Below are 13945 nucleotides of genomic sequence, written 5' to 3'. Positions count from 1 at the left end.
CACTCGCGAATAATGGCCGCATGTGCCAGCTGCTCGGGATGAACTGCAACACGCCCACGGACATCGCGTTCAGCTTCACCGGGTTCGCGCAGCGCGGCGGGCGCACCGACCACCACGCCGACGGCTGGGGCATCGCCTTCTTCGAAGGGCGCGGGCTGCGGCACTTCGTCGACCACGAGCCGGCTTCCCGGTCGCCCGTGGCGGAGCTGATCCGCCGCTACCCGATCAAGAGCCGCAACGTCATCGCCCACATCCGCAAGGCGACCCAGGGCCAGGTCGCGCTGGAGAACTGCCATCCCTTCGTGCGCGAGCTGTGGGGCCGCTACTGGGTGTTCGCGCACAACGGCGACCTGAAGGACTTCCATCCGCGCCTGCACGCCAGTTTCCGCCCGGTGGGCAATACCGACAGCGAGCGTGCGTTCTGCTGGATCCTGCAGGAGCTGTGGAAGTCGCACGCCGGCGTGCCCAGCGTGGCCGAATTGACGCTCACCCTGCGCGAGCTGGCGCCGAGGATCGCGGCGCACGGCCCCTTCAACTTCCTGCTGTCCAACGGCGAGGCGCTGTGGGCCCATTGCGCGACCCATCTCTTCCACGTGGAGCGCAAGCATCCGTTCGCCCATGCCCGGCTCAAGGACGAGGACCTGGCGATCGACTTCGCCCGCCACACCACGCCGAGCGACCGGGTGGCGGTGGTGGTCACCTCGCCGCTGACGGTGAACGAGACCTGGACGCCGATGCAGCCGGGCGAGCTGCGCGTGTTCGTGGACGGCGAAGCGCTCGCCTAGCGGCCTGCCGTCGGTCCCGGTGCGATCAACGGGCCGCCAGGGCGGCCTCCAGCGCATCGACGAACATGGCCGGCACGTCGAAGCCGGCCTGCTGATGGATCTCCTGGAAGCAGGTCGGGCTGGTGACGTTGATCTCGGTGAGGTAGTCGCCGATCACGTCCAGGCCCACCAGCAGCAGGCCGCGCGCGGCCAGCACCGGCCCCAGCGCCTGCGCGATCTCGCGGTCGCGAGGCGTCAGCGGCTGCGCCACGCCCTTGCCGCCGGCAGCGAGATTGCCCCGCACTTCCGACCCCTGCGGGATGCGTGCCAGGCTGAACGGCACCGGCTGGCCGCCGATCACCAGGATGCGCTTGTCGCCCTGCACGATCTCGGGCACGAAGCGCTGCACCATGATGGTGGTGTCGCCCTGCCCGTTGAGGGTCTCGGTGATCGAGCCGAGGTTCAGCCCGTCGGCGCCGACCCGGAAGATGCCCATGCCGCCCATGCCGTCGAGCGGCTTGAGGATGATGTCCCGGTGCTCGGCGTGGAAGCGCTTGACCTCCTCGGGGTCGCGCGTCACCAGCGTGGGCGCGACGAACTGCGGGAACTCCATCACCGCCAGCTTCTCGGGATGGTCGCGCAGCGCGCGCGGGCTGTTGAACACGCGCGCGCCCTCGCGCTCGGCCTGCTCCAGCAGGTGGGTGGCGTAGAAGTACTCCGGATCGAACGGCGGGTCCTTGCGCATCAGCACCGCATCGAAGTCCTTCAGCGCGCGCGTGCCGTCCGCGGTTTCGACGAACCAGTCCTCGTCCGAGCCGGTCAGCCGGATTTCGCGCACGCGGGCCTGCACCACGCCGCCCGAGCGCCACGACAGGTGGCGCGGCTCGCAGGCGGCCACGGCATGGCCGCGCCGCTGCGCCTCGCGCATCATCGAGAAGGTGGTGTCCTTGTAGACCTTGAAGGCCTCCAGCGGATCGGCAATGAAGAGCAGCTTCATCGGGTGGGTGTTCAGGCGCGGGGGGCGGGAATGGTAAGGCCGCGCTGCACGGCGGGCCGGGCCAGGAAGGCGTCGAGCGCGCGCCGCACGTTCGTGAACGACTCGAATTCGACGAGCTCGCCGGCGCCGTAGAAGCCGACGAGGTTGCGCACCCAGGGGAAGGTGGCGATGTCGGCCACGCCGTACTCGTCGCCGGCCACCCAGGCGCTGTCCGCGAGGCGCCGGTCCAGCACGCCCAGCAGGCGGCGCGACTCCGCGATGTAGCGGTCGCGCGGGCGCTTGTCCTCGTAGGCCTTGCCGGCGAACTTGTGGAAGAAGCCGACCTGGCCGAACATGGGCCCGACCCCGCCCATCTGGAACATCAGCCACTGCACGGCCTGCCAGCGTCGCGCCGGGTCGCGCGGCAGCAGCTGGCCGGTCTTCTCCGCCAGATACAGCAGGATGGCGCCGGACTCGAACAGCGCCAGCGGCTTCCCGCCCGGCCCCTGCGGGTCGATGATGGCCGGGATCTTGTTGTTCGGGTTGAGCGACAGGAATTCGGGCGAGAGCTGGTCCTGGCTCTCGAAATCGACCCGGTGCGCCTCGTAGGGCAGGCCGGTCTCTTCCAGCGCGATGGACACCTTCACGCCATTGGGCGTGGGCAGGGAATACAGCTGCAGGCGGTCGGGATGCTGCGCCGGCCACTTGCGGGTGATCGGGTAGTCGGAAAGGGCGTTGCTCATGCCCTCACCCTAGCACGCAGCCCATGCCCGGCGCTGGCCCGGGGTGAACGGCGGCCGCTCAGATCTCGACCTTCGCCCCGAGTTCCACCACCGCGTTGCTCGGCAGGTTGAGGAACTCCGCCGCCGCGCCGGCGTTGTGGTGCATCTGCGCGAACAGCTTCTCGCGCCAGGGCGCCATGCCGCCGCCCATGGTGGGCACCACCAGGTCGCGCGACAGGAAGTAGCTGGTGGTCATGGGCTGCAGCTCGCAGCCCCGGCCACGCAGCTGCTCCAGCGCCCGCGGCACGTCGTAGTCGTTCTTGAAGCCGTAGTGGATCACCACCTGCCAGCAGTTGCGCCCGAGCGATTCGACCTCCAGCCGCTTGCCCATCCCGATCCAGGGCACCTCGTGGCTGCGCACGGTCACGAACAGGTTCTGCTCGTGCAGCACCTTGTTGTGCTTGAGGTTGTGCAACAGGGCATTGGGCACCGTGCCCGGTTCGGCGGTCATGAACACCGCGGTTCCCTCGACGCGCGTCGGCGGGCTCACGAACACCGCGTCCAGGAAGCTCGGCAGGTCGATGGCATCGGCGCGCAGCTTCTCGTTCATCAGCGCGCGGCCCTGCTTCCAGGTCATCATCAGCGTGAACATCGCAATGCCGATCGCCACCGGGAACCAGCCCCCGTCCACCAGCTTGAGCAGGTTGGACGAGAAGAACATCAGGTCCACCGCGAAGAACAGCGCAGTCGCCGCGATGCACAGCCACAGCGGGTAGCGCCAGGCATATCGGATCACGAAGAAGGTCAGCACCGTGGTGATCAGCATGTCGGTGGTGACCGCGATGCCGTAGGCGAAGGCCAGGTTGGTGGAGTTGCGGAACAGCCCCACGGCCAGCACGATCGCACCGAACAGGGTCCAGTTCACGGCCGGCATGTAGATCTGCCCGGTCTCGTGCACCGAGGTGTGGCGGATCTCCATGCGCGGCAGGTAGCCCAGCTGGATGGCCTGCTTGGTCACCGAGAACGCCGCCGACAGCAGCGCCTGCGAGGCGATCACGGTGGCGGCGGTCGCCAGCACCACCAGCGGCACCAGCGCCCAGGACGGCGCCAGCTTGTAGAACGGGTTATCGACGGCAGCGGGCGTGTACAGCAGCAGCGCGCCCTGGCCGAAGTAGTTGATCACCAGTGCCGGCATCACCAGCCCGAACCAGGCGATGCGGATCGGCTGCTTGCCAAAGTGCCCCATGTCCGCGTACAGCGCCTCGGTGCCGGTGACCGCCAGCACCAGCGCGCCGAGCAGCACGAAGCTGGTGCCGGGCTGCTGCAGCACGAAGCGGATCGCATGGTGCGGGCTGAGCGCGCCCAGTACCTCCGGGTGGGCGGCGATGTGCGGGATGCCCAGCACCGCGATGGTGACGAACCACAGGGCGCACACCGGCCCGAACAGCCGGCCGATGCCGCCGGTGCCGTTCTTCTGCACCCAGAACAGCAGGAAGATGATCACCAGCGAGGCCGGCACCACGTACGGGGTGAAGGCGGGCGACAGCAGCTCCACGCCCTCCACCGCCGACAGCACCGAGATCGCCGGCGTGATCACGCCGTCGCCGTAGAAGATGGCGGTGCCGAAGATGCCGATCACCAGCAGCGCGCCGCGCAGCCGGGATTGCTCGTGCATCGCCGTGGAGGCCAGCGCCAGCATGGCGATCAGCCCGCCTTCACCATTGTTGTCGGCGCGCAGGATCAGTCCGACGTACTTGATGGAGACGACGATCGTCACGGTCCAGAACACCAGCGACAGGATGCCGTACACGTTGGCCGGGCTGAGTTCGACCAGGCCGGAGTTGAACACCACCTTCAGCGCATACAGCACGCTGGTGCCGATGTCGCCGTAGACGATGCCGATGGCGCCCAGGGTCAGCGCCGCGAGCGAGGATTTGGTGCTTGGCACGAAGGTCCCCGTCTTCGCGCCAACGCGCCGGGGTTCCGGTGGTCGAAAAGCCCGCTATTGTGCGCCCGGCACCGGTCGCACCGGGGCTTCATGTTGCAGCGCAACAACTCAGGCCCGGGCCTCAGTCGTAGACCTCGGCCTCGGGGTCGGTGGCCTCCAGCTCGTAGCTGGCCGCCAGCATGGCCAGGCGGCCGATCACGCCGTACATGTAGAAGCGGTTGGGTGCGCTGGCACCCGGCTTCTCGCCCGGCTGAGGCAAGCGCGTACTCTCGGCGAACGCCAGCGGCACGAAGCCCGCACCGGGGGCGTTCAGGTTCTCGTCGATGCCGCGCTCGGGATGCACCCGGTAGAAGCCGCCGACCACGTAGCGGTCCATCAGGTAGACCACCGGTTCGGCGACGGCGTCCTGGATGCGCTCGTAGGTCTGCACGCCCTCCTGGATGATCACGTCCTGCACCGGCCGGCCGTCCTTGACCACGCCCATCTTGTTGCGCGTGCGGCGGTTGAGCTGCTCCAGGTCCTTGACGTCGCGCACCGTCATGATGCCCATGCCGTAGGTGCCGTTGTCCGCCTTGACGATCACGAACGGCTTCTCGTTGATGCCGTATTCCTTGTACTTGCGGCGGATGCGGGTGAGCAGCGCATCGACGTTGGTGGTCAGGCAGTCCATGCCCGCGCCCTCGGCGAAGTTGATCTCGCCGCAGCGGTTGAACATCGGGTTCACCAGCCAGGGGTCTATGCCCAGCATCTTGCCGAAGCGTTTGGCGACCTCCTCGTAGCTCTGGAAGTGGCGGCTCTTGCGCCGCACCGACCAGCCCGCGTGCAGCGGCGGCAGCAGGTACTGCTGGTGCAGGTCCTCCAGGATGCCGGGCGGGCCGGCCGACAGGTCGTTGTTGAGCAGGATGGTGCAGGGATCGAAGTCCTTCAGCCCCAGCCGGCCCTTGCTGCGCACCACCGGCTCCAGCAGGATGGATTCGCCGGTCGGCAGCCGGATGGTGGTCGCTTCCTTGATCTCCGGGCTGATCGAGCCGATGCGCACGTTCAGGCCGGCCATGTGGAAAATGCGCTGCAGTTGCAGCACGTTGGCCAGGTAGAAGGTGTTGCGCGAGTGGTTCTCCGGGATCACGAGCAGGTTCTTGGCTTCCGGGCAGATCTTCTCAATGGCCGCCATGGCCGACTGCACCGCCAGCGGCAGCATCTCGGGGGTGAGGTTGTTCCAGCCGCCCGGGAACAGGTTGGTGTCCACCGGCGCCAGCTTGAAGCCGGCGTTGCGCAGGTCCACCGAGGTGTAGAACGGCGGGGTGTGCTCCATCCACTCCAGCCGGAACCAGCGCTCGATGGCGGGCATCGACTCGAGCACCCGCTGCTCGAGTTCGTTGATCGGCCCGGTCAGGGCGGTGACGAGGTGGGGAACCATGGAGCTTGCCGCCGCTGGGCGCCGCGAGTGGTTGACAGGATTCTAGGGATTTGAGGCCGGGCCACCGGCTTGCAAGGGCCGCCCATCCGTGCGCTCAGGCGCGGGTTTCGCCCTGCCCGAGCACCACCCACTTCAGCGAAGTGAGTCCTTCGATGCCCACCGGGCCGCGGGCGTGGAGCTTGTCGGTGCTGATGCCGATTTCCGCACCCAGGCCGTACTCGAAACCATCGGCGAAGCGGGTGCTCGCATTGACCATCACGCTGGCCGAGTCCACCTCGCGCAGGAAGCGCTGGGCGTGCACGTGGTCGCGGGTGACGATGGCGTCGGTGTGGTGGCTGCCGTAGTGGTTGATGTGGGCGATCGCCTCGTCCAGGCCCGCCACCACCTTGATGCTGATGATGGGCGCCAGGTATTCCTCGTACCAGTCCTGCTCGGTGGCGTCCTTGAGCAGTTCGGGCGCCGCCGCCTCGGCCAGGATCGCCTTGGCCTGCGGGTCGCAGCGCATCTCGACGCCCTTGGCAGCGAACACGGCCGCGATCTTCGGCAGGAAGGCGGCGGCGACCCCGCGCGCGACCAGCAGGCCCTCGCTCGCATTGCAGGGGCTGTACTTCTGGGTCTTGGCGTTGTCGACCAGCCGCACGGCCATGTCCAGGTCGCAGGGGTCGTCGACGTAGGTGTGGCAGTTGCCGTCCAGGTGCTTGATCACCGGCACCTTGGCCTCGCGGCTGATGCGCTCGATCAGGCCCTTGCCGCCGCGCGGGATGATCACGTCCACGTACTGCGGCATGGCGATCAGCTGCCCGACCGCTTCCCGGTCGGTGGTCTGCACCAGCTGCACCGCGTCCTCGGGCAGGCCGGCTTCGGCCAGCGCCTCGCGCACCAGCCGGGCCAGCGCCTTGTTCGATTCGATCGCCTCCGAGCCGCCGCGCAGGATGCAGGCGTTGCCGCTCTTGATCGACAGGCTGGCCGCCTCGATGGTGACGTTGGGCCGGCTCTCGAACACCATGCCGAACACCCCGAGCGGCACGCGCATGCGGCCGACCCGGATGCCGCTGGGCTGCTCGGTCATTCCGCTGATCTCGCCGACGATGTCCGGCATCGCGGCCAGTTGCTCGCAGCCCTCGGCCAGGGTCTCGAGGATCCTGGGCGTGAGCTTGAGCCGGTCGACCATGGGGGTAGCCAAGCCGGCCGCCTGGGCGCGCTCGATGTCCTTGCGGTTGTCGGTGGCGAGGGCCTCCACCGAGGCACGCAGCCTACGGGCCAGCGCGCGCAGGGCGGCGTTGCGGGCCGCGGCGGGCGCGGCCGACATGCGGGTGGCCGCCTGCCGGGCCTGCAGGCCCAGCGTCTGCATGGTCTCGGCGACGTTCGGGGCGTTCATGCCTGAATTATCCCCTCCCGTCCCGCCGGCGGCCGCCGGGCGGGATCGCTCAACCGCCCTTGCCGCCCGCGCCGGGGGAGGCGGAAACCGCCAGGCAGAGGCCGGTCGCCAGCCGGTGCAGCGCCTGCCAGCCGTCGGTGGGCCAGCCCGGCACCTTCAGGCCCTTGACGATGCCATCGACGGCATGCGCCGCATTCAGCAGGTTGTCCAGCGCCAGCGGGGACAGCCGCGGCAGCACCCGCTCGAACAGCCGCTCCTTCACGCCCCAGACCCGCTGCTCCCGCAGGGCCAACGGCAGCGGGCGGCCGGCCGCCATCGCATCCTTGACCCGCTTCAGCGCGCGGATGTCCTCGGCCAGCGTGTAGTGCACCAGCACCTCGGCCTCGCCTTCGGCCCGCAAGCCGTCGAGCATGCGCTGCACCCGCGCCAGCTGGCCCGCCAGCGCGGCCTCCGACAGCTTGAAGACGTCGTAGCGCGCCACGTTCAGCACGGCGCCTTCGACCTGCTCGAACCCCAGTTCGCCCGCCGGGTACAGCAGGCCCAGCTTCTGGATCTCCTGGTGCGCCGCCAGCAGGTTGCCCTCGACCCGGTCGGCGAAGAACTGCAGCGTGCGCTGGCCCTCCTCGCCGGGCTTCACCCGCTGCCCCTGCCGGGCCAGCCGCTGGGCGATCCACTGCGGCAGCGCGGCGCGTTCCACCGGCTGCAGTTCGACCAACACGCCGTGGCCTTCGAGCGCGGCGAACCAGGCCGACTTGCGGGACTGGAAATCGAGCCGGGGCAGCAGCACCAGGGTCAGCGTGCCCTCGTTGCCCGGAGCCTGCTCCGCCAGCTGCTGCAGGGCGGTGCTGCCGTCCTTGCCTGGCTTGCCGGAAGGAATGCGGATCTCGACCACCTGCCGGTCGGCGAACAGGCTGAGCGAGCCGCCCGCCGCCAGCACCGCGCTCCAGTCGAAGTGCGCGCCGGCCACGGTGTGGACGCTGCGCTCGGTGTAGCCGGCCGCGCGCGCGGCTTCGCGGATGGCATCGGCCGCCTCCTGCACCAGCAGCGGCTCGTCGCCGTGCAGGGTGTACAGGGGCCGCAAACCCTTGCCCAGGTGCGCGGCGAGTTGGGCGGCGGCCACTTGCATGGGGCGCAAGTGTAGGACCCCCGCCGGGCGCTCAGCGCCGGATCGCCTGCAGGGCCACCTGGCGGAAGATGTCCACCGCCCGGTCGATCAGGGCCGGCGTGATGGTCAGCGGCGGGGCGAACCGGATCACGGTCTCGTGCGTCTCCTTGGACAGCACCCCGCGCTGCGCCAGCTGCTCGACCAGCCGGCGCGCGCTGCCCTGCGCCGGATCGATGTCCACGCCGACCCACAGCCCGCGCCCGCGCACGTCCCGGATCAGCGGACGTGCCGCCCGCTGCACGTCCTTCAGGCGCCCCATCAGGTAGGGACCCAGCTCGGCCGCGCGCTCGACCAGCCGCTCCTCCTGCAGCACGCGCAGGCCTTCCAGCGCGACCGCCGCCGCCAGCGCATTGCCGCCGAAGGTGGAGCCGTGGCTGCCCGGATCGAACACGCCCATCACCGGCTCGTCGGCCAGGAAGGCGCTGACCGGCAGCAGCCCGCCCCCCAGCGCCTTGCCCAGCACCAGGGCGTCGGGGCGCATGCCCTCGTGCTCGAAGGCGAACCAGCGGCCGGTGCGGCCGAGCCCGGCCTGCACCTCGTCGTCGATCAGCAGCACGCGCTCGCGCGTGCACCACTCGCGCAGCTCGCGGAAGAAGCCGGGCGGCGGCACGATCACCCCGGCCTCGCCCTGGATCGGCTCGACCAGCACGGCGCAGGTGTCCGGCCCGGCCGCGGCCCGCACGCTGGCCATGTCGCCGAAGTCGAAGTGGCGGAAGCCGGGCGCGAACGGGCCGAAGCCGTCGCGGTACGAGGGCTCGCTGGAAAAGCCCACGATGGTGCTGGTGCGGCCATGGAAGTTGCCGCGTGCCACCAAGATCACCGCCTGGCCGTCCGGGATGCCCTTGACGCGATAGCCCCAGCGCCGGGCGCACTTGATCGCGGTCTCCACCGCCTCGGCGCCGGTGTTCATCGGCAGCGCCCGCTCGAACCCGGCCAGCGAGCACAGCCGGGCCAGGAAGGGGCCGAGCGTGGTGCCGTAGTAGGCGCGCGAGGTGACGGCCACCCGTTCGAGCTGGGCCCGCGCGGCCGCCACCAGCCGCGGATGCAGGTGGCCGTGGCTGACGGCGGAGTACGCGCCCATCATGTCGATGTACTCGCGGCCTTCCACGTCCCAGACCAGGCAATCCAGGGCCCGGTCCACCACCACCGGCACCGGCTGGTAGTTGCGCGCGCCGTGGCGCGCTTCCAGGGCGACGTAGTCGCCGCTGCCGGGTCCTGCCTGGCTGTCCATCGCGGCTCTCCCTGGGGCCCGAACGGCCCTCGCTGAGCCACTGTAGGCGCCTGGGCGCCGCCGCGGCGTCGGAGAAAGCCGCGTCGCGCGGCGCAGGCTTGCCCGACGCGGGCCTACAGGCTCTTGACCGCCGCCAGCCGGCGCATCAGCTGCTGGACCAGGTCGTTCTGCATGTCGCGGTAGAGCAGGCCTTCCTCGGACTCCTTGGCCAGCACCGCCGACTCGTTGAAGCTGACGTCGCGCTCCTGCACCAGCTCGGTCGGCGGGATCAGCACGCGCCCCTGCGGCGTGCGCAGCCGGAAGCCCAGGATGGAGCGCAGCTGGAACTCGCGCACCTGGCCGCTGGCGTTCAGGCCGACCACCACCTTCTCCTGGTGCTCGCGCAGCAGGTCCAGCACCACCTGGGCCTGGCCGGCCGGTGCATCGGCCGGAAGCACCTGCAGGTCGCCGCCGGCGGACATGGTGCGGCGCAGCTGGGCCGCCAGGCCGGAGTTCGAGCCCGAGATGGCGATCGAATCGAACGCGAAGTCCGGCGCCTCGCGCAGCTTGAAGCCGCAGGCGGACAGCGCGAGGGCCCCGGCGGCGAGCAGCAGGCGCCGTTGCATCAGACCACCACGTTGACCAGCCGGCCGGCCACCACGACCACCTTCTTCGGGGTCGCACCGCCGCCGAACCTGGCGAAGGCCTCGCTGGCGAGCGCCAGCCGCTCGATCTCCTCCCGGCTGGCGCCCGCGGGCACGGCCACCGAGCCGCGCAGCTTGCCGTTGACCTGCAGCACCAGTTCGATCTCGTCCTGCTCCAGTGCCTGCTCGTCCATCCTTGGCCAGGGCGCGTCCAGCAGGTCGCCGTGCAAGGCCACATAGCCCAGCTCGCCCCAGAGCGCGTGCGTCACGTGCGGCGTGGCGGGATAGAGCACGCGCAGCAGGATGCCGAAGCCCTCGGCCTGGGCGGCGCCGGCGCCCTCCTCCCCGGCCGCGCGGAAGTCCTCCAGCGCGTTGAGGATCTTCATCGCGCCGGAAACCACCGTGTTGTATTGCATGCGGACGTAGTCGTAGTCCACCTGCTTGAGCACGGTGTGCACTTCGCGCCGCAATGCCTTGGCCGCCTTGCCGAAGCCGGCGGCGGCGCCCAGTTGCTGCAGGTGGCCCGCCACCGAGCCGGCGCTCGCCAGCTTGTGGCCGTATTGCCAGACCCGGCGCAGGAAGCGGTGGCTGCCCTCCAGCGCGGCGTCGTTCCACTCCAGCGTGGCCTCGGGCGGCGCGGTGAACATGGTGTACAGGCGCGCGGTGTCGGCGCCGTACTTCTCGATCAGGTCCTGCGGGTCGACGCCGTTGTTCTTGGACTTGGACATGGTGGTCCAGCCCTCGTACACCACCGGCTGGCCGTCGGCCTTGGCGGTGGCGGAGATCACCTTGGCGTGCTCGTCGCGCACGATGTCCAGTTCGTGCGCCCAGAAGTACTGCTTGCCGGTGGTGGTGCGCGAGAACGCCTCGTTCAGCACCATGCCCTGGGTCAGCAGCCTGGTGAACGGCTCGTCGATCTTCACCAGGCCGAGGTCGCGCATCACCTTGGTCCAGAAGCGCGCGTACAGCAGGTGCAGGATGGCGTGCTCGATGCCGCCGATGTACTGGTCCATCGGCATCCAGTACTGCGTGCCGTCGGCCACCATGGCCTGCTCGTTCTTCGGGTCGCAGTAGCGCATGAAGTACCAGGACGAGTCCACGAAGGTGTCCATGGTGTCGGTCTCGCGCCGCGCCGGCTTGCCGCACACGGGGCACTGGCACTTCAGGAAGTCCTCGCGCCTGTTCAGCGGGTTGCCGCTGCCGTCGGGCACGCAGTCCTGCGGCAGCACCACCGGCAGGTCCTTCTCGGGCACCGGCACGGCGCCGTGCTCGTCGCAGTGGATGATGGGGATCGGCGTGCCCCAGTAGCGCTGGCGGCTGATGCCCCAGTCGCGCAGGCGCCAGGTGGTCTTCTTCTCGCCCAGGCCCAGCTGCGCCAGCGCATGCGCCACCGCGTCGACCGCCTGCTGGTAGCCGTAGCCGCTGAAGTTGTCGGAGTTGACGGTGACGCCGCGCTCCTTGTCGGCGTACCAGTCCTGCCAGCGGTGGTAGTCGTAGGTCTCGCCATCCACGTGCACCACCTGCAGGATCGGCAGGCCGTACTTCAGGGCGAAGGCGAAGTCGCGCTCGTCGTGGCCGGGCACGCCCATGACGGCGCCGTCGCCATAGCCCATCAGCACATAGTTGCCGACCCAGACGTCGACCGGTTTGCCGGTGAGCGGGTGCACGACCTGCAGCCCCGTGGGCATGCCCTCCTTCTCGCGCAGTGCCAGCTCGGCCTCGGTGGTGCCGCCCTTCTTGCAGGCCTCGATGAAGGCAGCCAGCTTCGGGTTGCCGCGCGCGGCGTGCGTGGCCAGCGGGTGCTCGGGCGCCACCGCGCAGAAGGTGACGCCCATGATGGTGTCGGCGCGGGTGGTGAACACGTACATGCGGCCGTCGCCGATCAACTGGCCGTCGTCACCGCGGATCTCGTGCGGGAAGGCGAAGCGCACGCCCTCGCTGCGGCCGATCCAGTTCTCCTGCATCAGCTTGACGCGCTCGGGCCAGCCCGGCAGCTTGTTCTGCACGTGGTCCAGCAGCTCGGCCGCGTAGTCGGTGATCTTCAGGTAGTAGCCGGGGATCTCGCGCTTTTCCACCACCGCGCCGGTGCGCCAGCCCTTGCCGTCGATCACCTGCTCGTTGGCCAGCACCGTCTGGTCGACCGGGTCCCAGTTCACCACCTGGGTCTTGCGGTAGGCGATGCCCTTCTCCAGCATCTTCAGGAACAGCCACTGGTTCCACTTGTAGTAGGACGGATCGCAGGTGGCGACCTCGCGCGACCAGTCGATGGCCAGGCCCATGGCCTGCATCTGGCCCTTCATGTAGGCGATGTTGTCGTAGGTCCACCTGGCCGGCGGCACGCCGTTCTTCAGCGCGGCGTTCTCGGCCGGCAGGCCGAACGCGTCCCACCCCATGGGCATCAGCACGTTGTAGCCGTTCATGCGCAGGTACCGGGTCAACATGTCGTTGATCGTGTAGTTGCGCACGTGCCCCATGTGCAGCTTGCCGCTGGGATAGGGCAGCATGGAGCAGGCGTAGAACTTCTTCCTGCGCGCGTCCTCGACCACGCGATAGGCGTCGCGCTCGGTCCATTGCGCCTGCGCGGCCTGCTCGACCTCGCGATGGTTGTACTTGTCTTGCATGATGCGGAATTCTATTGAGGCTCGGCGACGAAGCCGATGCGGTTCAGGCCCGCTTTCTGGGCCGCGCCCATGACCTCCACGACCTTGCCGTAGGGCACGGTGCGATCGGCGCGCAGCTGCACCTCGGTGTCGCGGCTGCGGGTGGCCGCCTGGGCCAGGCCCTGCGCCAACTGGTCGGAACTCACCGGCTTGTCGTCCAGGAACAGCTTTCCTTCGGGGTCGATGCCCACGGTGACGAAGCGCGGCGCGTCGGTCGGCCGGGCCGCTTCGGCGCGGGGCAGGTCCAGCCGCAGCGAGCTGGCCATCAGCGGCGCGGTGATGATCAGGATGACCACCAGCACCAGCATCACGTCCACCATCGGCGTGACGTTGATGTCGCTGATCGGGCGCGGGGCTTCGCTGCGCTCGAGCCGGCCGAAGGCCATCAGGGCTGCTCCGGCGCCGGCTGGACCGCCAGCTCGCGCAGGTCGCGCGCGAACCCCTCGAGGTCGGCTTCGATGCGGCCGATGCGGCGGCCGAACACGTTGAAGCCGAGCACGGCGGGAATGGCGACGGCCAGGCCGGCGGCCGTCATGATCAGCGCCTCGCCGACCGGGCCGGCCACCTTGTCGACGCTGATCTGGCCCGAGGAGGCGATGCCGGTGAGCGCGTGGTAGATGCCCCAGACGGTGCCCAGCAGGCCGACGAAGGGCGCGGTGGAACCGACCGAGGCCAGCAGCACCTGGCCGAACTGGAGCTTGTCCAGCACGCCGTGCAGGGCATCGCGCAGGCCGCGCGTGAGCTGCTGGGCGCGGTCGCCGGCGGCCGCCAGCGACCCCGGCGCCTGCGCCCGGGTGGAGGCGATCAGCGGCAGCACCAGCCCTTCGCGGTCGAAGGCGGATACCCGCTGCTGCGCTTCGTCGAGCGAGGGCGCCTGCCAGAAGGCGGCGGTGGCGCGGGCCACGTCGGCCCCCGCGCGGCGCAGCAGCCAGGCCTTCCACAGGATCACCACCCAGCTGGCCACCGACATCAGCAGCAGCAACAGCGCGACGGCGCGGCCGATCGCGTCGGTCTGGCCCAACAGCTGCGCAATGTCCATCGCTTCCCTCCCCTGTCGCGCG

The 13945-nt window shown here is 69.7% G+C and carries 12 protein-coding genes; 1 reads left to right on the top strand and 11 read right to left on the bottom strand.

All coding sequences use genetic code 11. The annotated features are described in order from the left end of the window. Window positions 1-20: 20 nt before the first annotated feature. Complete coding sequence (locus VEC03_RS11545; protein WP_324915335.1) at window positions 21-785, top strand: class II glutamine amidotransferase; 765 nt, start codon at window positions 21-23, stop codon at window positions 783-785. Window positions 786-810: 25 nt separating this feature from the next. Here the strand turns inward: VEC03_RS11545 and gshB are convergent, their stop codons facing one another. The 11 genes from gshB to VEC03_RS11490 all read right to left on the bottom strand — a co-directional run bounded on the left by gshB (window position 811) and on the right by VEC03_RS11490 (window position 13923). Further along, window positions 811-1761: a glutathione synthase gene (gene gshB / locus VEC03_RS11540; RefSeq protein WP_324915334.1), complete on the bottom strand. Its 951-nt coding sequence runs from the start codon at window positions 1759-1761 to the stop codon at window positions 811-813. An 11-nt stretch (window positions 1762-1772) separates the two neighbouring features. Beyond that, window positions 1773-2483 carry a glutathione S-transferase N-terminal domain-containing protein gene (locus tag VEC03_RS11535; protein WP_324915333.1) on the bottom strand — a complete coding sequence of 237 codons (711 nt, stop codon included), beginning with the start codon at window positions 2481-2483 and terminating at the stop codon, window positions 1773-1775. A 58-nt stretch (window positions 2484-2541) separates the two neighbouring features. Next, window positions 2542-4410: a potassium transporter Kup gene (locus VEC03_RS11530; RefSeq protein ID WP_324915331.1), complete on the bottom strand. Its 1869-nt coding sequence runs from the start codon at window positions 4408-4410 to the stop codon at window positions 2542-2544. A 121-nt stretch (window positions 4411-4531) separates the two neighbouring features. After that, on the bottom strand, window positions 4532-5827 hold the full coding sequence (gene gshA / locus VEC03_RS11525) for a glutamate--cysteine ligase (RefSeq protein ID WP_324915330.1): 1296 nt from the start codon (window positions 5825-5827) through the stop codon (window positions 4532-4534). A gap of 94 nt (window positions 5828-5921) precedes the next feature. Further along, window positions 5922-7205, bottom strand: coding sequence for a glutamate-5-semialdehyde dehydrogenase (locus VEC03_RS11520; RefSeq protein ID WP_324915329.1), 1284 nt, complete (start codon window positions 7203-7205; stop codon window positions 5922-5924). Between the two features lie 49 nt (window positions 7206-7254). Then, a complete protein-coding gene (holA, locus tag VEC03_RS11515) occupies window positions 7255-8331 on the bottom strand; it encodes a DNA polymerase III subunit delta (RefSeq protein ID WP_324915327.1) in 1077 nt (358 codons plus the stop codon). Between the two features lie 31 nt (window positions 8332-8362). Beyond that, a complete protein-coding gene (rocD, locus tag VEC03_RS11510; RefSeq protein ID WP_324915325.1) occupies window positions 8363-9601 on the bottom strand; it encodes an ornithine--oxo-acid transaminase in 1239 nt (412 codons plus the stop codon). A gap of 113 nt (window positions 9602-9714) precedes the next feature. Then, window positions 9715-10206: an LPS assembly lipoprotein LptE gene (gene lptE / locus VEC03_RS11505; protein WP_324915324.1), complete on the bottom strand. Its 492-nt coding sequence runs from the start codon at window positions 10204-10206 to the stop codon at window positions 9715-9717. Further along, window positions 10206-12845: a leucine--tRNA ligase gene (leuS, locus tag VEC03_RS11500; RefSeq protein ID WP_324915323.1), complete on the bottom strand. Its 2640-nt coding sequence runs from the start codon at window positions 12843-12845 to the stop codon at window positions 10206-10208. Before leuS ends, lptE begins: the two co-directional genes overlap by 1 nt. A gap of 11 nt (window positions 12846-12856) precedes the next feature. After that, a complete protein-coding gene (locus VEC03_RS11495) occupies window positions 12857-13270 on the bottom strand; it encodes a biopolymer transporter ExbD (RefSeq protein ID WP_324915321.1) in 414 nt (137 codons plus the stop codon). Beyond that, complete coding sequence (locus VEC03_RS11490) at window positions 13270-13923, bottom strand: MotA/TolQ/ExbB proton channel family protein (protein WP_324915320.1); 654 nt, start codon at window positions 13921-13923, stop codon at window positions 13270-13272. Before VEC03_RS11490 ends, VEC03_RS11495 begins: the two co-directional genes overlap by 1 nt. Between the last annotated feature and the right edge of the window lie 22 nt (window positions 13924-13945).

Origin of the sequence: Ramlibacter sp. (assembly GCF_035627355.1) — a bacterium.
In the GTDB taxonomy this organism is placed as follows: Bacteria; Pseudomonadota; Gammaproteobacteria; order Burkholderiales; family Burkholderiaceae_C; genus Ramlibacter.
The sequence above is the reverse complement of the archived record's forward strand: the minus strand, read 5'-3'. Positions and strand labels throughout refer to the sequence as shown.